Raw genomic sequence first — 19,616 nt, forward strand, 5'->3', positions numbered from 1 at the left:
GGATCTGCGCGGGGTGCGGCGCGGGGTCCGAGGCGGGATCCGGTGCGTCCGGGCGCGGTGCGGGACGGGGCGGGGCTCATGCGGTCGCCGCCGCCCCGGCGAGGACCTCGGCCAGGGCGGCCTCGAAGCGCTCGAGGCCCGTGCGGATCTCCTGCTCGGAGACCACCAGCGCGGGGATCAGCCGGACCACGTTGCCGGCCGGCCCGCAGGTCAGGGTGAGCAGCCCGTGGCCGGTGGTGGCCTGCTGCACGGCGAGCGCGGCGGCGGCGTCCGGGGAGCCGTCCTCCTGTGCGAACTCGACGCCCTGCATCAGCCCGCGGCCGCGGACGTCGCTGATCCCGGGGTAGCGCTGCTGCAGGGGCCGCAGCCCCGCCTGCAGCTGGTCCCCGCCGACCCGCGCGTTCTCCACCAGGTGCTCGTCGCGGACCACGTCCAGGGTGGCGCAGGCCGCCGCGGCGGCCACGGCGTTGCCGCCGTAGGTCCCGCCCTGCGAGCCGGGCCAGCCCCGCTCCATCAGCGCGGTCGGCGCCGCGATCGCGGAGATCGGGAAGCCCGAGGCGAGGCCCTTCGCGGTGATCAGCACGTCCGGTACCACGTCCGCGAACTGGTGGCCCCAGAACCGCCCGGTCCGCCCCACCCCGGCCTGCACCTCGTCCAGCACCAGCAGGATCCCGTGCCGGTCCGCCCGCTCCCGCAGCCCCTCGAGGAAGGCCGGCGGGGTGGGCAGGTAGCCGCCGTCGCCGAGCACGGGCTCGATCAGGAGGGCCGCGGTGTCCTCGGGCGCCGTCCTGGTCACCAGGAGGTAGTCCAGCTCCCGCAGGGCGAAGTCGACCGCCGTCCGCTCGTCCCACCCGTAGCGGTGGGCGTAGGGGAACGGGGCCATGTGCACCCCGCCCATGAGCGGGGAGAAGCCGGCGGAGAACCGGGTGCCCGCTGTGGTGAGGGTCGCCGCGGCCACCGTGCGGCCGTGGAAGCCGCCCTGGAAGACCACCACGTTGGGCCGGCCCGTGGCCATCCGGGCCAGCCGCACCGCGGCCTCGACCGCCTCGGAGCCGGAGTTGGCGTAGAACACGGAGTCCAGGCCCGGCGGCAGGACCTCGCCCAGCTTCTCGGTGAGCTCGAGCAGCGGGGGGTGCAGCACGGTCGTGTACTGGGCGTGGATGACCCGGCCGACCTGCTCGCGGGCCGCCTCGACCACCCGGGGGTGGCAGTGGCCCGTGCTGGTCACCCCGATCCCGGTGGTGAAGTCCAGGTACTCGCGCCCGTCCGTGCCGGAGATCCAGCAGCCCCGGGCGGAGTCGACGACGACCGGGGTCGCCTGCTTCAGGAGCGGACTCAGTGAGGTCATGGCCCATCATGGGAACAGCCCGTGCAGATTGTCAACAATCGGACCGCCCCCGTAGGGTGGCCCCATGAGCACCGTGCGCGAGCCGCCCCGAGTCGTCGTGCTGACCGCCGAGGGCACGCCACCGCCCGGCAACGAGGACGCCCTCCGGGCCCTCGCCGACGTCACGGTGGTGACGCGCGAAGGCCTCGCCGACGCCCTCGCGGGGACCGGCGGGCGGCGCCCGGCGGAGGTGCTGCTGCTGTGGGACTTCTTCTCGGACGCGCTCGCCGGCGCGTGGGACGCCGCGACGGGGCTGCGCTGGGTGCACGTCGCGGCCGCCGGGGTGGACGCCGTGCTGTTCCCGGCGCTGCGCTCCTCGGCGGTGCTGGTGACCAACGCGCACGGCGTCTTCGACCGGCCCATCGCCGAGTTCGTCCTCGCCGCGGTCCTGGCCCAGGACAAGCAGCTGCACCGGAGCGCGCGGCTGCAGCGCGAGCACCGGTGGGTGCACCGCGAGCTGCGGCGCACCCAGGGCTCCACGGCCCTCGTCGTGGGCACCGGGGGGATCGGCCGCGCCACCGCCCGCCTGCTGCGGGCGGTGGGGGTGGAGGTCCGCGGCGCCGGGCGCACGGCGCGGGCGGAGGACCCGGACTTCGGGACCGTCGTCCCCGCCGCCGAGCTGGCCGAGCACGCCGGGTGGGCGGACCACGTGGTGCTGGCCGCCCCGCTGACCGGGCGGACGCACGGGATCGTGGGCCCCCGGGTGCTCGCGGCGATGTCCCCGCACGCCCACCTCGTGAACGTGGGCCGGGGCGCGCTGGTGGACGAGGACGCGCTGCTGGAGGCCCTCCGGGCGGGGCGTCCGGCCGCCGCGACCCTGGACGTCTTCGACACGGAGCCCCTTCCGCGGGACCACCCCTTCTGGGCGATGGACAATGTGCACGTGTCCGCGCACATGTGCGGGGACGTGGAGGGGTGGCGGGACGAGCTCGCCGCCCAGTTCGAGGACAACCTCCGGCGCTGGACGGCCGGGGAGCGGCTGGTCGACCAGGTGGACAAGGACGCCGGCTACGTCCGCTCCCGGTGAGGGGGCGGCGGGACCGCCGGTGACGGCGCCGCGGGTCCCGTGCCGGCGGGCCACGACGAGAGGAGAGCACGGACCATGCGCGTAGCAGTTCCCAGAGAGATCAAGCCGGCCGAGCGGCGGGTGGGCCTCGTGCCCGCCGGGGTGACCCAGCTCGTGCGGGACGGCCACGAGGTGCTCGTGGAGACCGGCGCGGGGGAGGGCTCCGGGTTCGACGACGACGCCTACACCGCCGCGGGGGCCGAGGTGGTCGACCGGTCCGCCGTGTGGGAGCGGGCGGAGCTGCTGGTCAAGGTGAAGGAGCCGGTGGCCGAGGAGTACGGGTTCCTGCGCCCCGACCTCACGCTCTTCGCGTACCTGCACCTGGCCGCCGACCGCCCGCTCACCGAGGCGCTGCTGGAGGCCGGCACCACCGCCGTGGCCTTCGAGACCGTCCGCGCCGGCCGGACCCTGCCCCTGCTCCAGCCGATGTCCGAGATCGCGGGCCGGCTCGCCGCGCAGTCCGCCGCCCACCACCTGCAGTCCAACGCCGGCGGCCCCGGGCTCCTGATGGGCGGGGTCCCCGGCGTCGCCGCGGCCAAGGTCGTGGTGGTCGGCGGCGGGGTCGTGGGCACGCAGGCCGCCCTGATGGCCTCGGGGCTGATGGCCGACGTCACGGTCCTCGACGCCAACGGCGTGCGGATCCGCGAGCTCACCGACCTGCTCGGGCACCGGGCCCGCGTGCTGATGAGCGACGAGCACGTGCTCGAGGAGGAGATCTCCGGGGCGGACGTGGTGATCGGGGCGGTGCTCGTCCCGGGGGCGGCGGCGCCCAAGCTCGTGCGCCGCGAGCACCTCGCGGTGCTGCACGACCACGCCCTGCTCGTGGACGTCGCCATCGACCAGGGCGGGTGCTTCGAGACCTCCCACCCGACCACCTACGACGACCCGACGTTCGAGGTGGACGGCATCACCCACTACTGCGTGGCGAACATGCCCGGCGCGGTGCCGCGCACCGCGACCCGGGCCCTCGGCAACGCCACCACGCCCTATCTGCGGCGCCTGGCCCGCGGCCCGGAGCAGGCCCTGGCCGCCGATCCGGAGTTCGCGGCCGGGCTCAACACGGCCGCCGGCAGGATCCGGCACGCCGGGGTGGCGGAGGCCTTCGCGGACCTGCCCGCGCAGCTGGACTGAGTCCCGGCGGACGTCCCGCCGGGGCTCACTCCGGCGCCGGGCCGTCCGCCGTGAGCAGGCGGAGCAGCCGCTCCAGCTCGACCCGGTCCTCCGGGGCCAGCCGCGAGAAGTACTCCTCGGACTCCCGGCGCCGGTCCTCCCGGACCCGCTCGCGCAGGCCGGTGCCCCGGGGCGTCAGCGCCACCAGTGTGGCCCGCCGGTCGGACGGGTCCGGGACCCGTTCCACGAGCCCCTTCTGCTCGAGCAGGTCCACCACCTCCGTGGCGGACCGCGGGGCGATGCGCAGGGCCTCGGCGAGGTCCTTCACCCGCAGGCTGGCGGACCCGCCGCCGTGGCGGCAGGTCCCGCCCGGACCGTGCCGGTGCCCCGGCTCACCGGCACATCCGGCGAGGGCGTCGAGCGCCCGGAACTGGTGCGGGGTCAGTCCGAAGGGGGCCAGCTGCTCGGCCCACCGGCGGCGCAGCCGGCGGAAGACGGCGTGCAGCAGGTCCCCCAGGCGGGCCGGATCCGGAGCGTCGTAGGGCATGGCGTCATCCTATCCCCATTGCGGGTTACCTCATAGAGAGGTAACCTCCTTGATAGTTCCCGAGGAGGATCCCATGGCGACGACCCAGCACCCCGCGCGCGTCCGCACCCCGGCGCACGACGGCGGAGGCACCCCGGCCGACAGCCCGGGCGTCCTGCCCGGCGCCGGCCCCGGAGGCGGCGGGGGCGGAGGTCGGCCTGCGCGCCGGAACCCCGCGGACCGGACGCAGCTCGCCCGGCACCCCGTCAGCCCGCGCCGGATCGCGGCGCTGTTCGCCCCGCACCGGGGCACGATCGCGCTCGTCGTCGTGCTCATCACCGCGTCCTCGGTCGTCAACCTCGCCCAGCCGTTCCTGGTCCGCGGCGTGATCGACGACGCCCTGCCGAGCGGCGACACCCGCCTGCTGGTGGTGCTGACCGCCTCGATGGTCGGGGTCGCGGCGCTCACCTCCGTGATCGGCGTGGTCCAGACCTGGATGGCCACCGCCATGGGCCAGCAGGTGATGCACGCGCTGCGCGTGCAGCTCTTCACCCACCTGCAGGCCCAGTCCCTGGGGTTCTTCACCCGGACCCGGGGCGGGGAGGTGCAGTCGCGGCTCACGCACGACATCGCGGGGATGCAGTCCGTGGTCACCAGCTCCGCCACGGGCGTGGCGTCCAACCTCACCACCGCCGTGGCGACGGCCGTGGCCATGGTGGCGCTGTCCCCGGCGATGAGCCTCGTCTCCCTGGTGGTGCTGCCGCCGGCGATCTGGCTCTCCCGCCGCGTGGCCCTGATCCGCCGGGACGTCACCGACGAGCGCCAGCGGGAGCTCGCCGCGCTCCACACCCAGGTGGAGGAGGGGCTGTCCGTCTCGGGGGTCCGCCTGGCCAAGACCCTGGGCACCACCGCGCGGGACGCGGAGCGCTTCACCGAGCGCTCCGACCGGCTCGTGGGCCTGGAGCTGCGCAGCCAGCTGGCCGGGCGCTGGCGGATGGCCACCATGCAGATCGTCTTCGCCGCCATCCCCGCCGTGATCTACCTGGCCGCCGGCTTCCCGGCCACCAGCGGCGGCATGACCATCGGCACCCTCGTGGCGTTCACCGCTCTGCAGGGGACCATCTTCCGGCCCGTCATGGGTCTGCTGAACATCGGCGTGCAGTGGGTGTCCGCGCTGGCCTTCTTCAGCAGGATCTTCGAGTACCTCGACCTCGAGCCGCAGATCGTCCCGCCCGCCGCGCCCGTCCGGCTGGACCCGGCCGCCGTGCGCGGCGAGGTCCGGTTCGAGGGCGTGCGCCACGCCTACGACGACGGGGCCGACGTCCTGCACGAGCTCGACCTGGTGCTGCCGGCGGGCACCACCACGGCGGTGGTCGGACCCACCGGCTCGGGCAAGAGCACCCTCGGCTCCCTGCTGCCGCGGCTCAACGACGTCGCCCGCGGCAGGGTGACGATCGACGGCGTCGACGTGCGGGAGATCGATCCGGCGGACCTCGCCCGGATTGTGGGCGTCGTCTCCCAGGAGACCTACCTGGTGCACGCCACGGTGCGCGCGAACCTGCTGCTGGCCGATCCGGACGCCTCCGACGCCGAGCTGTGGGCCGCCCTGGGCGCCGCGCGCGTCGCCGACACCGTCGCCGGGCTGCCGGATGGGCTGGACACCGTGGTCGGTGCGCGCGGCCACCGCTTCTCCGGCGGGGAGCAGCAGCGCCTGGCCATCGCCCGGACCGTGCTGCGCAACCCGCCCGTGCTGGTCCTCGACGAGGCCACCAGCGCGCTGGACAACACCACCGAGGCGCAGGTCCAGGAGGCCCTCGACCGGCTGGCCGCCGGCCGCACGACCCTGACCATCGCGCACCGGCTCTCCACGGTCGAGAACGCCGACCAGGTCGTGGTGCTCGAGGGCGGACGCATCGTCGAGCGGGGCGCGCCGCGGGAGCTGCGCGCGGCCGGCGGCCCGTTCGCCCGGCTGGCCGCCCGGACCGGCCCGGCCGGCGGCGCCGGCCCGCGCCCCGGCGCCGCCTCCTGACCCGCGGGAGCCCGCGTGACCACGGACGTCCGTGGTCACGCGGGCTCCCGCGGGTCGGCCGGTGCGCCCGGGGTCAGCCGCGCGTGCCGTGCTGGNCGTGACCACGGACGTCCGTGGTCACGCGGGCTCCCGCGGGTCGGCCGGTGCGCCCGGGGTCAGCCGCGCGTGCCGTGCTGGACGATCAGCGGCCGGCCGGCGGGCTGCGCCACCCGCTCGCGCGCCGTCCGGGCCGCGGCCACGAGGTGCTCCAGCGACGCCCTCGTCTCCTCGTAGCCGCGGGTCTTCAGGCCGCAGTCCGGGTTGACCCACAGGGTCCGCGCCGGGACGTGCTCGAGGGCCCGCTCGAGCAGCTGCTCGATCTCCTCCCGGGAGGGCACGCGCGGGGAGTGGATGTCCCACACGCCCGGCCCGATGCCCCGGGAGAAGCCGGCGGCCTCGAGGTCGGTCAGCACCTCCATCCGGGACCGGGCCGCCTCGATGCTCGTGACGTCGGCGTCCAGGCCGTCGATCGCCCCCACCACCTCGCCGAACTCCGAGTAGCACAGGTGGGTGTGGATCTGGGTCTCGTCCCGCACCCCCGAGGTGGCCAGGCGGAACGCGTCCACCGACCAGCCGAGGTAGACGGGCTGGTCCGCGCGGCGCAGCGGCAGCAGCTCCCGCAGCGCCGGCTCGTCCACCTGGATGATCCCGATCCCGGCGGCCTCGAGGTCCGCGACCTCGTCCCGCAGCGCGAGCGCCACCTGGTTCGCCGTCTCGCCGAGCGGCTGGTCGTCGCGCACGAAGGACCACGCGAGGATCGTCACCGGGCCCGTCAGCATGCCCTTGATCGGCTTGTCGGTGAGGGACTGGGCGTGGCCGATCCACGGCACCGTGAACGCCTCGCCGCGCAGGCCCGGACCCTCCCGGCTGACGTCGCCCCACAGGATCGACGGGCGGGTGCAGCGGGAGCCATAGGACTGGACCCAGCCGTGGACGGTGGTCGCGAAGCCGTCGAGGTGCTCGGCGAAGTACTGGACCATGTCGTTGCGCTCCGGCTCGCCGTGCACCAGCACGTCCAGGCCCAGCTCCTCCTGCAGCCGCACGACCCGCTCGATCTCCTCCCGCAGGAAGGCGTCGTACTGCGCGTCTGTCAGGGCGCCGGCGCGGTGCCGGGCGCGGGTGGCGCGGACCTCCGCGGTCTGGGGGAAGGATCCGATCGTGGTGGTGGGCAGCGGGGGCAGGGGCCCGGACGCCGTGAAGGACCGGCCGTCCTGGGCGCTCCGGCGGACCTCCGCGGCCGACCGTCCGATGTCCGCGGCGGTCAGCGACCCGGCGCGCTCGCGCACGGCCGCGTCCCGGACCCCCGCGGCGTCCTGCCGGGTGCGGCGGGCCTCGGCGGCCTCGGCCAGCTCCGGCGCGACCGCCTCCGTCCCGGCGGCGAGACCGCGGGCCAGGGTGACGATCTCGCCGACCTTCTGGTCGGCGAAGGCGAGCCAGCTCCGCAGCTGCGGGTCCAGCCGGGTCTCCTCGGCCACGTCGTGCGGGACGTGGAACAGGGACGTGGAGGAGGCCACGGACACCTGGGCGCCCCCGCGGGCCAGCTCCGCGAGCTGGTCGAGCCGGCCGGCCAGGTCGGCCCGCCACACGTTGTGCCCGTCCACGGCGCCGGCCACGAGCACGGCGGAGTCCTCGCCCCGGAAGAACTCCAGCTCCTCGGCGGTGGGGGCGGCGCCCTTGACGAGGTCCAGGTGCAGGGCCTCCACCCCGGAGCAGGCCAGCGGGTGCAGCAGCGGCCCGGGGGAGCCGTAGGACGTGGTGACGAACAGCTGCGGGCGCCCGGTCACGGCGGTCAGGCCCGTGTAGGCGTCCCACACGGACGCGGCGAGCTGCTCGCCGGTGACGTCCTGGTCCGCCACGAGGGCCGGCTCCTCCAGCTGCACCCAGTCCGCGCCGGCGGCGGCGAGCTCCTGGAGCAGCCGCGCGTACACGGGCAGCAGCTCGGGGAGCCGCTGCAGCGGGTCGAAGCCCGCGGGGGCGTCGTCGTCGGCCTTGGCGAGGAGGAGGAAGGACACCGGGCCCACGAGGACCGGGCGGACGGTGAAGCCGTGCGCGGCGGCGCGGCGGACGTCGGCCACGAGCCGGTCGGCGGTGGCGCGGAGCGGGGTCTCCGGGCCGATCTCGGGCACGAGGTAGTGGTAGTTGGTGTCGAACCACTTGGTCAGCTCGAGGGGAGCGCGCCCGGCGTCGCCGCGGGCCAGCACGAAGCTCGCGTCGAGGCCGAGCCGGCCCTCGGCGTCGGCGAGATCGGCGAAGCGGGCCGGCACCGCCCCGAGGGCCACGGTGGTGTCCAGGACCTGGTCGTAGAGGGGGAACGCCGCGGGCAGGGACGAGTCCCGGGCGCCGAGGCCCAGCTCCACGAGCCGGCGGTGGGTCGCCAGCTGCAGGTCGGCGGCCGCAGACTCGAGCTCCTCGCGGGTCGAGCGCCCGGCCCAGTAGGCCTCCAGGGCCTTCTTCAGCTCGCGGCGGCGGCCGATCCGGGGGTAGCCGGTGATGGTGGCGGCGGGGAACGGGACAGTGGTCATGGTGGTCTCCTGAAGGGGTGTCGAGGGGTCGTGCGGAACGGTGGGTGGGCGCGTGCTCAGGCGGGGAGCAGAAGGTCCTCGAGCGCGACGGGCACGTGCGGGACGCGCGGGAGGTCCACGTGCTCCAGCAGGTCGAGCGCGGCCCCGTGCTCGTTGAAGGTGTAGAGGTGCAGCCCGGGGGCGCCGGCGTCCAGGGCGGCGCGGGCCAGCCGCGCCGCGAAGGCCACGCCGGCGCGGTGCCGCTCGGCAGGACCGGGCGCGTCCTCCAGCGCGGCGGCCAGGCCCGGGTGGGGCGCCAGGCCCGCCAGCCGGCACAGCGTCCGGAGCCGCCGCGGGTCGGTGACCGGCATGATCCCCGGGACGATCGGGATCGTCACCCCGGCCGCCCGCGCCGCCGCGACCAGGCGCTCGTAGCGCTGCGGGCGGAAGTAGACCTGCGTGATCGCGAAGTCCGCCCCGGAGCGCTGCTTGGCCAGCAGCACCTCGACGTCGTGCCGGAAGGACGGCGACTCCGGGTGCCGGGTCGGGTAGGCGGCCACGCCCACGGCGAGCCGGCCGGCCGCCAGGGCCGCGGTGTGGCGCTGCTCGACCTCGCGCACGAGCTCCACGAGCTCGCCGGCGTGCCGCAGCTCGCCCGGCTCGGCCCCCGGGTCGAGGTCGCCGCGCAGGGCCAGGACGCCCCGGACGCCGCGGCGGACCAGTGCGGCCACGGTCTGCTCCAGCTCGGCCCGAGTGCTGCCGACGCACGTCAGGTGGGCCAGGGGCCGCAGGCTCGTGCGCGCCAGGAGGTGGTCGAGCAGGGCGAGCGAGCTGTCCCGGCGCTGCTCGTCCCCGCTGTACGTCACCGAGACGTGGTCGGGACGGGTGGGCTCGAGCTCCTCGATGGTCCGCAGCAGCGTGTCGGCGCTCGCCGCGCTGCGCGGCGGATAGAGCTCGTAGGACAGGGACGGCGGCGCCGGCCGGGCGGTCGGGCGTGGTGTCACGTTCTTCCTCCAAGGGTCACCCCGAGGGAGGGCAGCAGCCGTCCCGGAGTGGACCCGGGAGGCTGCGACAGCTCCATCGGTCCTGGCGGGAGCACCGTTCCGTGCACCCCGTGGCGGGGGCGCGGATGGTTGCTGCGGCGTCGACGAGCCAGGTCTCTCGGCCGCTCTGGATAGATGCAGGACCCATTCCAACGGCTGCCCCGCTGCGCTGCCAAGTGCGGGCGCCCAGAAGACGCCGGTGCGCCGACTGTGACGACCGCGGCGTCACAGGACGCAACACCGACGCGCGACGACGCACCGGCGACGACGCACCGGCGGCGAGGCCCATGAGGAGCGCAGGTCCGGGGTCGTCACGATCCGGTCTCGGGTCTTGCCGGGCCGGGGCGGGCGGCCTAGTCTTTGACAACCAACAGGTTGATCAAGGAATCAGTTGACAAACACCGTGGATCCCGGCGACGACGAGCTCGACAGGGCCTTCCTGGCCCTGGCCGACCCGGTCCGCCGCCGCATCGTCGCCCGGCTCAGCCGCGGCCCGGCCACGGTCACCGAACTGGCGGAACCCTTCGCGATCTCCCTCCAGGCGGTCTCGAAGCACATCCAGGTCCTCGAGCAGGCGCAGCTCGTCACGCGCACCCGTGACGCCCAGCGCCGGCCCGTCCACCTGGACCCCGCACGGCTCGAGGCGCTCACCGCGTGGATCGACCGGTACCGGCTGGTCCGGGAGGAGCAGTTCCGCCGCCTCGACGCCGTGCTCGACACCCGAGCCGCGGACCGCGGCGAGCACACCCAGGACTGAACCATGGGACACGCCCTGCACCTGACCGTCCCCGACGGCCTGCCCTTCATCGACTTCGAGCGCGAGTTCGACCACCCCGTGGCCGACGTCTTCCGCGCCCACGCCGACCCCGAGCTGTTCCGGCAGTGGATCGGGCCGCGCGGGCTGCGGACCCGGATCGACGGCTTCGAGTTCCGCCCCGGCGGCGCCTACCGGTTCGTCCAGCGCGGCGAGGACAGCACCGAGGAGTACGCCTTCCGCGGCGTCTTCCACACGGTGCGCGAGAACGAGCTCGTGGTCCAGACCTTCGAGTACGAGGGCTGGCCCGACGCCGTGGACCTGGAGTACCTGCATTTCGAGGACCTGGGCGACGGCCGGTGCCGGCTGCGCGGGCACACCGTCCACGCGTCCCAGGAGGCCCGCGACGGGATGGTCGGATCCGGCATGGAGAAGGGCGTGGCCGAGGGCTACGAGCGGCTCGAGGAGCTGCTGGGCGGGCGGACCGCGCAGGGCGGGGCCTGACCGTGGACTGGACGCTCGAGGTGGTGCTGGTGCCGGTGCGCGACGTCGACCGGGCCGTGGAGTTCTACCGGGACCAGGTCGGCTTCCACCTCGACCACCACACCACCACCGAGCAGATGGACATCGCCCAGCTGACCCCGCCCGGGTCCGGCTGCTCGATCGTGGTGGGCAACCTCCCCGCCCACCGGGAGATGGCCCCCGGGTCCCTGCGCGGGCTCCAGCTGGTGGTCGCGGACGCCCGGGCGGCCCGCGAGGAGCTGCTGTCCCGGGGTGTGGAGGTGAGCGGGATCACGGTGCTCGACGAGCGGGACGGCGGCACCGTCTTCGGCTTCAGCGACCCCGACGGCAACTCGTGGGCGGTCCAGGAGCTGCGGGTCCGCGCCGAGCGCCCGCTGATCCCGCCGGAGCACCGCCTCTGACACCGTCACCGGCGCCGGCGACGGCCGCGCACCGCGGCATGTCCTGTGCCCGTGGCCCCGGCGGGGCCGCGGCTCCGCCGGATCAGTCCTGCGGGGCGTGCTCGGCCCGGCGGCCGAGCACCTTCGAGGCCAGGGCGATGAGCGCCACCAGCCCGGCCGTGAGCAGGAGCTGGCCCCGCACGGCGCCGTCGAGCAGCCCGAGCAGGACGATCCCGGCGAGGAGCGCCAGCGCCAGGTACGACAGCCACGGGAAGGCCCACATCCGCAGGGGCAGCTCGGTGCCGTCCCGGTCCGCGCGGCGGCGCAGGACGATCTGCGAGACCAGCGCGAGCCCCCAGACGACCAGGCAGGTCGCGCCCACGGTGTTGAGCATCCACAGCAGCACGGTCTCGGGCCACAGGTAGTTGAGCACCACGGCGGCGAAGCCGAAGAGCACGGAGACGACCACCGCGCTCCGGGGGACCCCGCGGTCGGAGACGTCGGCGAAGGCCCGCGGCGCCGAGCCGCGGCGGGCCAGCGACCAGAGCATCCGGGACGCGCCGTAGATGTTCGCGTTGAGGGCCGAGAGCAGCGCCAGGATGATGACCACGGCCATCAGCACGTCCGCGCCGGGCACCCCGGCGGTCTCCAGCACGGCCACGAACGGGCTGACCGAGAGCTGCTCGTCGTTCCACGGCAGCACCAGGACCATGACGGTCACGGCGCCCACGTAGAAGACGAGGATCCGGACCAGGATGGTGCGCACGGCGCGGGCCACGTTGCGCTGCGGGTCCTCGGTCTCCGCGGCGGCGATGGTCACGAGCTCCGTGCCGCCGAACGCGAAGACCACCACGAGCAGCGCGGCGGCCACCCCGGTCGGGCCGTGGGGCAGGAAGCCGCCGTGGGCGGTGAGGTTCGCGAGCCCCGGGGAGGGCTCCTCGGTCAGGCCCAGGAGCACGGCGATCCCGACCGCGAGGAAGGCCAGCACCGCGAGCACCTTCATCAGCGCGAACCAGAACTCGGTCTCCCCGAGCGTGCGCACCCGCACCAGGTTGATCGCCGTGAACACCACCATGAACAGCAGCGCCAGCACCCACTGCTCGGCCACCGGCCACAGCTCCGCGAGCAGCTGGGCCGCGGCCGTGGCCTCCGCCGCGACCACCACCACGATCTGCGCCCACCACAGCCAGCCGAGGGTGCGTCCCACGGTGCGGCCCATGGCCTTCTCGGCGTAGGTGGAGAACGCGCCGGGGGACGGATCCGCGGCGGCCATCTCGCCCAGCGCCCGCATCACGAGCACGAGCAGCACGCACGCCACCAGGAAGGACAGCAGCACCGCCGGCCCGGCGGTGCGGATCGCGGCGCCCGTGCCGATGAACAGGCCGGTGCCGATCGCGCTGCCCAGGGCCATCATCACGAGGTGCCGGGCCTTGAGGTGGGTGCCCGGGGCGGCCGCGGGCGCGGAGGACGGGGACCCGCCCGGGGTCCACGTGGAAGGGGAACTCATGAGCATCGAGGGTATCGGACCGCGGTGGCCGCCGGACGGGGCGGCGGATGCCGGTCCCGGGTCACGGCCCGCTAGACTTGCACGGTACGAGCCCCTGGGTCTCTTCCTGCCGGCGTCGCGCCGTCCCGGTCGCGCGGGTGGGAGCGGGCCGACGCAGGGGCGTTGTCGTGCCCGGCCGGTGCGCGCCTCCGCCGGGGCCCGCGGGAGAAGTCCCGTTCCATCCAGGCAGGAGAGTCGTTCAATGCCAGCAATCGTGATCGTCGGCGCCCAGTGGGGCGACGAGGGCAAGGGCAAGGCCACCGACCTGCTGGGAGGCCGCGTGGACTACGTGGTCAAGCCCAACGGCGGCAACAACGCGGGGCACACCGTGGTGGTGGGCGGCGACAAGTTCGAGCTCAAGCTCCTGCCGGCGGGCATCCTGAGCCCCAACGCCGTCCCCGTGATCGGCAACGGCGTCGTCGTCAATCCCCAGGCCCTCTTCGAGGAGATCGACGGCCTCGAGGCGCGCGGGGCGGACACCTCCCGGCTGCGCGTCTCCGCGAACGCCCACCTGGTGGCCCCGTACCACCAGACGATGGACCAGGTCTCGGAGCGCTTCCTCGGCAAGCGGGCGATCGGCACCACGGGCCGCGGCATCGGACCCGCCTACATGGACAAGGTCGGCCGGCTCGGCATCCGCGTCCAGGACGTCCTGGACGAGTCGATCCTGCGGCAGAAGATCGAGGGCGCGCTGCGGCAGAAGAACGAGCTGCTGGTGAAGCTCTACAACCGCCGGGACATCGACGTCGAGGAGGTCGTGCAGTACTTCCTGGGCTACGCCGACCGGCTCGCCCCGATGATCGTGGACTCGACCTACCTGCTCAACCAGGCCCTCGACGAGGACAAGGTGGTGCTCATGGAGGGCGGCCAGGCGACCTTCCTCGACGTCGACCACGGCACCTACCCGTTCGTGACGTCCTCCAACCCCACCGCGGGCGGCGCGTCCGTGGGCTCGGGCATCGGGCCGACCCGCATCACCCGGGCGATCGGCATCATCAAGGCCTACACCACCCGCGTGGGCGCCGGGCCGTTCCCCACCGAGCTCTTCGACGAGATGGGCGAGCAGCTGCGCACCACCGGCGGCGAGTTCGGCGTCAACACGGGCCGTCCCCGCCGCACCGGCTGGTACGACGCCGTGATGGCCCGCCACGCCTCCCGGATCAACGGCTTCACCGACTACTTCCTCACCAAGCTCGACGTCCTCACCGGCATCGAGCAGATCCCGGTGTGCGTGGCCTACGACGTCGACGGCGTCCGGCACGACGAGATGCCGATGACCCAGACCGAGTTCCACCACGCGAAGCCGATCTTCGAGCACTTCGCCGGGTGGGAGGAGAACATCACCGGCTGCCGCACCCTGGAGGACCTGCCGGCGAACGCCCGGGCCTACGTCGAGGCGCTCGAGTCGATGAGCGGCACCCGGATGTCCGCGATCGGCGTGGGCCCGGACCGCGACGACACCATCGTGGTGCGCGACCTCATCAACTGATCCCTCCTCTCCTCCGCGAGGTTGCACGCGTCGGCGACCTCGAGCGCCCGGTCGCCGGCACGTGCGACCTCGCGGGCAGGGCAGGGAAACGCTCAGACGAGGACCAGGACCACCCAGATGCCGAGGGCGCCGAGGGCGAGCATCGCGGCCGAGGTCGCCAGCACGGCCCCGACCTCCGGCTCCGTGCCCTCCTCGACGATGCCGCGGGCGCTGCGGACGTAGCGGGGGCGCTGCGTGACGTAGATCGCCGCCGCCGTGAGGACCGCCAGGCCGAACAGCACCAGCACGAACGGCCCGTGGTGCGGCAGCCAGCGCAGGAAGATCGCGGAGACCACCACGAAGGACATCAGGGTCCGGCCCCAGGCCATCGTGGTGCGCTCCGGCTGCAGCCCGGGGTCCCCGTGCGGCGGCCGCGGGGGGGCCGGGGGCCCCGGAGGGCGGCGGAGCTGCGGGCGGGGCATCTCAGCCCTGCAGGACGACGACGACGAGCACTCCCGCCGCGATCGCCCCGCCCGCCGCGAGCACCGGTGCGATCAGGGGCAGGGGCAGCGGGGCCTGGCGCCGCATGCTCCGCTCCACCCCGATCCAGCGGAACGTGGCGCCCGCGCTGAGGAGCATGCTCAGCACCAGCAGCACGATCGCGAGGAACTTCCGCACGCCGTCGTCGAACAGGTCCGCGGTGAACGCCTCGATGGCGATCCCGCCGGCCAGGAACGCGAGCGCGGTGCGGATCCAGGCGAGGAACGTGCGCTCGTTGGCCAGCGTGAACCGGGGGTCGGGGGCGGTCCCGCCGCCGAGCACGCGCTCGGACAGCCGGCGTCGCCCCGGGGTCTCGGACTGCTCGCCCATCGCCTGCCCTTCGCTCGCACGGTCGTGTCGGCCCCATCCTGCCACGGGCCGTGCCGCGAGCTGTGCCACGGGCGGGGGCACAGGCCGGGGCACGGGCCGGTCGCGGATGCACCGGTCGCGGATACAGTGGGAGCTCCAGCCGCGACCCGCCGAGGAGGACACCCGTGAAGATCGCCGTCGGACAGTTCGCACCCACCGCCGACACGGCCGAGAACCTGCGGACCATGCGCCGGCTCACCGAGCAGGCCGCGGCCGGCGGGGCGCAGCTGGTGGTGTTCCCGGAGGAGGCCATGTTCTCCGAGCGGCTCCTCGGGGAGGACTTCGAGGAGCTGGTGCTGCGCGGCTGGTCCGGGTTCGTCCAGCAGCTGTCCTTCCTGGCCGCGCAGACCGGCGTCGCCGTGATCGCGGGCGGCTACGAGGGCTCCGCCGACGGGCGCCCCTACAACACGCTCGTGGCCGTGGACGCGCAGGGCGTGATCCTCGGCACGTACCGCAAGCTCCACCTCTACGACGCCTTCAGCCACCGGGAGTCCGACCGGATCCGCCCGGGGGACAAGGGCGTCACGGTGGTGCGGATCGGGGAGCTCGCGGTCGGCATGATCACCTGCTACGACCTGCGCTTCCCCGAGATCTGCCGCGCCGTGGTCGACGCCGGGGCGGAGCTGCTCACCGTGCCCGCGGCCTGGTTCGCCGGCGAGCACAAGGTGGACCACTGGCAGGCACTGCTCAAGGCCCGCGCGATCGAGAACACCGTCTGGGTCGCGGCCGCGGACACCTGCTCCGAGCACACGGTGGGCCGCTCCGCGGTGCTCGACCCGCTCGGCGTGGTGGTCGCCGAGGCGGGGGAGGACGAGACCGTGCTGACCGCCGACGTCATGCGCGAGCGCATCGCCGAGGTGCGCGAGACCGTGCCCGTGCTCGCGAACCGCCGGTTCGGCCCGGCGGAGCTGCTGCCCTCCGACGAGGGCTGAGGCGACCGCCGACCGACCGATTGAACCGACCGACCGGTCTGACCGACTGCACCGACGACCCCTGGAGGACCCCGTGGACGACGACCGCTCCGATGCCCCGCCGCGCCCGGACGGCCCCGGCGGGTCCGGGCACGCCGGCGGCGGCCCGACGACCCCGTGGGGCCCACCGCCGCCGTGGCAGGCGGAGCGCTTCGCCGTGGGCCGCAGCCACGCCGACACCGCGCTGATCCTCGGCATCCTGAGCGTGGTGGTGCTGCCCCTGCTGGGCCCCTTCGCGATCTGGCAGGCGCGGGAGGCCGAGAAGCTCGGCACCCCCGCCGTTCCCGGGCGGGTGCTCGGCTGGGTCGGCACCGTCCTGCTCGGCGTCCTGGTGCTGTTCCTCGTCCTGTGGCTGGTCGCCGTCGTGTTCCTGGTCAGCTCCGGCGGCTGAGCCGGGGGCTGGGACGGATCCCGGCCCCCGGTCACCAGATGCGCACGCGCTCCACCTCGGGCAGCCACAGCGCGTCCGTCTCCCGCACCCCGAACGCCTCGTAGAAGGCGGGGACGTTGCGGACCGTCTGGTTCGCCCGGAACTCGTTGGGGGAGTGCGGGTCGGTGGCGATGCGGTGGCGCAGCGCCTCGTCGCGGGACTTCTGCTGCCACACGTAGGCCCAGGACAGGAAGAGGCGCTGCTCGGGGCTGTAGCCGTCGATCAGCTCCCCGGGGCCGAAGGCGCTGCCGGTCTCCCGGGACATCCGCCACGCCTGGTGGGCGATCGTGAGCCCGCCCAGGTCCCCGATGTTCTCCCCGAGGGTGAGCTCGCCGTTGACGTGCGTGCCCTCCTCCGCGAGCTGCTCCGGGACCAGGCGGTCGTACTGGCGCACCAGCTCCGCCGTGCGCTCCTCGAAGGCCTGCCGGTCGGCGTCGGTCCACCAGTTGCGCAGCCGGCCGTCGCCGTCGCAGGTCGAGCCCTTGTCGTCGAAGCCGTGGCCGATCTCGTGGCCGATCACGGAGCCGATCGCGCCGTAGTTCACGGCGTCGTCGGCGTCCTCGTCGAAGAACGGGGGCTGCAGGATCGCGGCCGGGAAGACGATCTCGTTGCGCAGCGGGTGGTAGTAGGCGTTGACCGTCTGCGGGGTCATGAGCCACTCGTGCTTCTCCACCGGCTGGCCCGCCTTGCGGACGAGCTCGGCGAGCCGGAACTCCGTGGTGCGGATCCGGTTGCCCACCAGGTCCTCGGGGTCGATCCGCAGGGAGGAGTAGTCCTTCCACTTCTCGGGGTAGCCGATCTTCGGGGTGAACTGGGAGAGCTTCTTCAGCGCCTCCTGGCGGGTCTCCTCGGTCATCCAGTCCAGGCCCGTGATCGAGACGCGGTAGGCCTCCAGGAGGTTGGCCACGAGTTCGTCCATCCGCTCCTTGGCGGTGGGGGAGAAGTGCGCGGCGACGTAGAGCTCGCCCACGGCCTCGCCGAGGACCCCGTTGACGAGCTCGACCCCGCGCTTCCAGCGGTCCTTGAGCCGCGGGGTCCCCGAGAGCACGGTGCCGTAGAAGGCGAAGTCCTCCTCGACGAACGCGGACGACAGGTAGGAGGCGCGCGCGGAGACCAGGTGCCAGCGGGCCCAGGACCGCCAGGCCGGCAGCAGCTCGTCGACGAGCAGCTCCTCGACCCCGGTGAAGAAGCTCGGCTGGGCGTTGACCACGGTGCGCAGCGCCGTCCCGGGCAGCTCCGCGCCCTCGGCCAGGAGCCGCCAGTCGAGGACCGCGGTGGAGGCCGCGAGCTCCTCGAAGCCCATGGGGTTGTACATCTTGGTGAGGTCGCGGACCGTGACCTTGTCCCAGTGGTGGGCGGCGATCCGCGTCTCGAGGTCCACCACGGCGCGGGCCTGCTCCTCGGCGTCCTCCACCCCGGCCAGGGACAGCATGGTCCGCACGTGCTCCAGGTACTTCCCGCGGATCGCGGCGTGCTGGTCGTCCCGGTAGTACTCCTCGTCGGGCAGGCCCAGCCCCGACTGCCCCACGAACACGAGCTGGCGCTCGGGGTCGCCCGGGTCGGCGTCGACGTCCACGCCGACCAGGCCGCCCGCACCGCGGCGGATCATCCGGCCCAGGTGGCGCACCAGGCCGGGGACGTCCGCCACGGCGTCCACCTCCGCGAGGTCCGGGGCGAGGGGGGAGGCGCCGAGCGCCTCGATCCGCTCCTCGTCCATGAAGGACGCGTAGAGGTTCGCGATCTTGGACTCCACGGCCTCCGGGTCCCCGGCGCGGGCCCGGGTGATGAGCTCGCGCACGGCGGCCTCCGCCTGGTCCCGCAGCTCGATGAACGCGCCCACGGACGGCTTGTCGTCGGGGATCTCGGTCCGGCGCTGCCAGGTGCCGTTGACGTGGCGGTAGAGGTCGTCCTGGGGGCGGACGGAGCGGTCGAAGCCGGAGAGGTCGAACACCGAAGAGGTCACCGTGGATGTCATGCCCACCACGTTAACCGGCTCCCGGCGGAGCGGGCGGGCTGTTCCCCGACCGCTTAACCCGGTTCGTCCCGGGTCCGGCCCGCGTGCGCCCCGGGGCCCGGACCCGGCGGGACCGTCCTCCCGGGTCAGGACCGGCCGCCGGTGAACCGCGGCGGGCGCTTCTGCTGGAACGCGGCGAAGCCCTCGGCGTAGTCGGCGCTGCGGCACAGCTCGCCCTGCACCCGGTTCTCGTTCTCGACGGACTCCCACAGCCCCAGGCGCTCGTCGCGGATCTGGGCCACGAGCTCGCGGGAGGCGAGGAACGCGCCGGTCGCGCCCTCGGCCACGGCCGCCGCCTTGGCCCGGGTGAGCTCGAGCAGCTCGTCGGCGGGCACCGAACGGCTGAACAGCCCGGAGCGCACGGCCTCCTGGCCGCTCATCAGCTCGGCCGTGTAGATGAGGTCCAGGGTCCGGTGGGCGCCGAGCCGCTCGGTGAACAGGGCGTGCCCGCCCGAGTCGAGGGTCGCGCCCAGGTTCGCGAAGGGGGAGCCGATCTTGGCGCTGTCCGCGACGTAGACCACGTCCGTGGCGATCGCCAGGCCGAGCCCCACGCCCAGGCACGCGCCCTGCACGGCGGCGAACGTCGGGGCGGGGAACCGGGTCATGGCGCGCAGCAGCGGGGTGACCTTCCCGGCCAGGAAGCCGTGGGCGTCGTCGCTCGCGGGGTCCACCGCGGAGATGTCGCGGCCGGCGCAGAAGCCGCGGCCCTCGCCGCGCAGCACGAGGGCCCGGACGCCGGCCCTCGCCGCCTCGGCGTAGGCGTCGCCGAGCTCGGCGAGTGCCGCCTCGTCCAGGGCGTTCATCCTGCCGGGGGCGTTCAGCACCACTTCGGCCACGGATCCGTCGATGGTCAGGTCGATCACTGCTGCTCCTCGGTGAGGTCGGGACTGGGGGCGGGACGGCCCGGGGGCCCGGCACCCG

18 protein-coding genes and 1 riboswitch are annotated in these 19,616 nt (G+C 74.4%); of the genes, 9 read left to right on the plus strand and 9 right to left on the minus strand.

The features are described 5' to 3' along the window. Positions 1–76 precede the first annotated feature (76 nt). Positions 77–1,348 (minus strand): aspartate aminotransferase family protein, encoded by a 1,272-nt coding sequence (locus tag H488_RS25935; RefSeq protein ID WP_017833069.1) that lies wholly within the window; start codon positions 1,346–1,348, stop codon positions 77–79. Positions 1,349–1,412: 64 nt separating this feature from the next. On the opposite strand from H488_RS25935, the gene H488_RS25940 reads away from it, so the two are divergent. Then, complete coding sequence (locus H488_RS25940) at positions 1,413–2,414, plus strand: D-2-hydroxyacid dehydrogenase (RefSeq protein ID WP_017833070.1); 1,002 nt, start codon at positions 1,413–1,415, stop codon at positions 2,412–2,414. Positions 2,415–2,489: 75 nt separating this feature from the next. Then, on the plus strand, positions 2,490–3,584 hold the full coding sequence (ald, locus tag H488_RS25945; RefSeq protein WP_031282815.1) for an alanine dehydrogenase: 1,095 nt from the start codon (positions 2,490–2,492) through the stop codon (positions 3,582–3,584). A 25-nt stretch (positions 3,585–3,609) separates the two neighbouring features. Here ald and H488_RS25950 read toward each other — a convergent pair whose 3' ends face one another. Continuing rightward, positions 3,610–4,110: a MarR family winged helix-turn-helix transcriptional regulator gene (locus H488_RS25950; RefSeq protein WP_017833072.1), complete on the minus strand. Its 501-nt coding sequence runs from the start codon at positions 4,108–4,110 to the stop codon at positions 3,610–3,612. A gap of 73 nt (positions 4,111–4,183) precedes the next feature. Here H488_RS25950 and H488_RS25955 point away from each other — a divergent pair, with 73 nt between their 5' ends. Then, positions 4,184–6,118, plus strand: a complete 1,935-nt coding sequence (locus H488_RS25955) for an ABC transporter ATP-binding protein (protein ID WP_017833073.1) — start codon at positions 4,184–4,186, stop codon at positions 6,116–6,118. A 155-nt stretch (positions 6,119–6,273) separates the two neighbouring features. On the opposite strand, the gene metE is transcribed toward H488_RS25955, so the two are convergent. Both metE and H488_RS25965 read right to left on the minus strand, forming a co-directional pair. Beyond that, the gene (gene metE / locus H488_RS25960; protein ID WP_017833074.1) at positions 6,274–8,679 is read right to left on the minus strand and encodes a 5-methyltetrahydropteroyltriglutamate--homocysteine S-methyltransferase; all 2,406 of its coding nucleotides are present in this window, start codon (positions 8,677–8,679) and stop codon (positions 6,274–6,276) included. Between the two features lie 56 nt (positions 8,680–8,735). Next, a complete protein-coding gene (locus H488_RS25965) occupies positions 8,736–9,662 on the minus strand; it encodes a methylenetetrahydrofolate reductase (RefSeq protein ID WP_017833075.1) in 927 nt (308 codons plus the stop codon). Between the two features lie 70 nt (positions 9,663–9,732). Further along, positions 9,733–9,839: riboswitch (SAM riboswitch) on the minus strand. A gap of 265 nt (positions 9,840–10,104) precedes the next feature. On the opposite strand from H488_RS25965, the gene H488_RS25970 reads away from it, so the two are divergent. Genes H488_RS25970 through H488_RS25980 form a run of 3 tightly spaced genes read left to right on the plus strand, consistent with a single transcriptional unit; the run spans position 10,105 to position 11,378 of the window. Beyond that, positions 10,105–10,458 carry an ArsR/SmtB family transcription factor gene (locus H488_RS25970; protein ID WP_017833076.1) on the plus strand — a complete coding sequence of 118 codons (354 nt, stop codon included), beginning with the start codon at positions 10,105–10,107 and terminating at the stop codon, positions 10,456–10,458. Positions 10,459–10,461: 3 nt separating this feature from the next. After that, a complete protein-coding gene (locus H488_RS25975; protein WP_017833077.1) occupies positions 10,462–10,959 on the plus strand; it encodes an SRPBCC family protein in 498 nt (165 codons plus the stop codon). A 2-nt stretch (positions 10,960–10,961) separates the two neighbouring features. Beyond that, positions 10,962–11,378: a VOC family protein gene (locus H488_RS25980; protein ID WP_017833078.1), complete on the plus strand. Its 417-nt coding sequence runs from the start codon at positions 10,962–10,964 to the stop codon at positions 11,376–11,378. Between the two features lie 82 nt (positions 11,379–11,460). Here the strand turns inward: H488_RS25980 and H488_RS25985 are convergent, their stop codons facing one another. Then, positions 11,461–12,870 (minus strand): amino acid permease, encoded by a 1,410-nt coding sequence (locus tag H488_RS25985; protein ID WP_017833079.1) that lies wholly within the window; start codon positions 12,868–12,870, stop codon positions 11,461–11,463. Between the two features lie 235 nt (positions 12,871–13,105). On the opposite strand from H488_RS25985, the gene H488_RS25990 reads away from it, so the two are divergent. Beyond that, positions 13,106–14,392 carry an adenylosuccinate synthase gene (locus tag H488_RS25990; RefSeq protein ID WP_031282833.1) on the plus strand — a complete coding sequence of 429 codons (1,287 nt, stop codon included), beginning with the start codon at positions 13,106–13,108 and terminating at the stop codon, positions 14,390–14,392. Positions 14,393–14,484: 92 nt separating this feature from the next. Here H488_RS25990 and H488_RS25995 read toward each other — a convergent pair whose 3' ends face one another. Both H488_RS25995 and H488_RS26000 read right to left on the minus strand, forming a co-directional pair. Further along, on the minus strand, positions 14,485–14,853 hold the full coding sequence (locus H488_RS25995) for a DUF202 domain-containing protein (RefSeq protein ID WP_017833081.1): 369 nt from the start codon (positions 14,851–14,853) through the stop codon (positions 14,485–14,487). Position 14,854: 1 nt separating this feature from the next. Further along, positions 14,855–15,241: a YidH family protein gene (locus tag H488_RS26000; RefSeq protein WP_017833082.1), complete on the minus strand. Its 387-nt coding sequence runs from the start codon at positions 15,239–15,241 to the stop codon at positions 14,855–14,857. A gap of 164 nt (positions 15,242–15,405) precedes the next feature. On the opposite strand from H488_RS26000, the gene H488_RS26005 reads away from it, so the two are divergent. Together H488_RS26005 and H488_RS0118295 are read left to right on the plus strand one after the other, a co-directional pair. Further along, the gene (locus H488_RS26005; protein WP_017833083.1) at positions 15,406–16,212 is read left to right on the plus strand and encodes a carbon-nitrogen hydrolase family protein; all 807 of its coding nucleotides are present in this window, start codon (positions 15,406–15,408) and stop codon (positions 16,210–16,212) included. A gap of 73 nt (positions 16,213–16,285) precedes the next feature. Beyond that, positions 16,286–16,642, plus strand: coding sequence for a hypothetical protein (locus tag H488_RS0118295; RefSeq protein ID WP_017833084.1), 357 nt, complete (start codon positions 16,286–16,288; stop codon positions 16,640–16,642). A gap of 31 nt (positions 16,643–16,673) precedes the next feature. Here the strand turns inward: H488_RS0118295 and H488_RS26010 are convergent, their stop codons facing one another. Both H488_RS26010 and H488_RS26015 read right to left on the minus strand, forming a co-directional pair. Then, a complete protein-coding gene (locus tag H488_RS26010) occupies positions 16,674–18,656 on the minus strand; it encodes a M13 family metallopeptidase (protein ID WP_109221907.1) in 1,983 nt (660 codons plus the stop codon). Positions 18,657–18,781: 125 nt separating this feature from the next. Then, positions 18,782–19,558: an enoyl-CoA hydratase/isomerase family protein gene (locus H488_RS26015; RefSeq protein WP_017833086.1), complete on the minus strand. Its 777-nt coding sequence runs from the start codon at positions 19,556–19,558 to the stop codon at positions 18,782–18,784. Positions 19,559–19,616 lie beyond the last annotated feature (58 nt).

Source organism: Kocuria sp. UCD-OTCP (genome assembly GCF_000349605.1).
Lineage (GTDB): Bacteria > Actinomycetota > Actinomycetes > Actinomycetales > Micrococcaceae > Kocuria > Kocuria rosea.

Coding starts and splice junctions, on each gene's coding strand:
- H488_RS26010 (WP_109221907.1), bottom strand. CDS start 18,656: ATGACATCCACGGTGACCTCTTCGGTGTTCGACCTCTCCGGCTTCGAC.
- H488_RS26000 (WP_017833082.1), bottom strand. CDS start 15,241: ATGGGCGAGCAGTCCGAGACCCCGGGGCGACGCCGGCTGTCCGAGCGC.
- H488_RS25995 (WP_017833081.1), bottom strand. CDS start 14,853: ATGCCCCGCCCGCAGCTCCGCCGCCCTCCGGGGCCCCCGGCCCCCCCG.
- H488_RS25990 (WP_031282833.1), top strand. CDS start 13,106: ATGCCAGCAATCGTGATCGTCGGCGCCCAGTGGGGCGACGAGGGCAAG.
- ald (WP_031282815.1), top strand. CDS start 2,490: ATGCGCGTAGCAGTTCCCAGAGAGATCAAGCCGGCCGAGCGGCGGGTG.
- H488_RS25950 (WP_017833072.1), bottom strand. CDS start 4,110: ATGCCCTACGACGCTCCGGATCCGGCCCGCCTGGGGGACCTGCTGCAC.
- H488_RS25935 (WP_017833069.1), bottom strand. CDS start 1,348: ATGACCTCACTGAGTCCGCTCCTGAAGCAGGCGACCCCGGTCGTCGTC.
- H488_RS25955 (WP_017833073.1), top strand. CDS start 4,184: ATGGCGACGACCCAGCACCCCGCGCGCGTCCGCACCCCGGCGCACGAC.
- H488_RS25985 (WP_017833079.1), bottom strand. CDS start 12,870: ATGCTCATGAGTTCCCCTTCCACGTGGACCCCGGGCGGGTCCCCGTCC.
- metE (WP_017833074.1), bottom strand. CDS start 8,679: ATGACCACTGTCCCGTTCCCCGCCGCCACCATCACCGGCTACCCCCGG.
- H488_RS25940 (WP_017833070.1), top strand. CDS start 1,413: ATGAGCACCGTGCGCGAGCCGCCCCGAGTCGTCGTGCTGACCGCCGAG.
- H488_RS25975 (WP_017833077.1), top strand. CDS start 10,462: ATGGGACACGCCCTGCACCTGACCGTCCCCGACGGCCTGCCCTTCATC.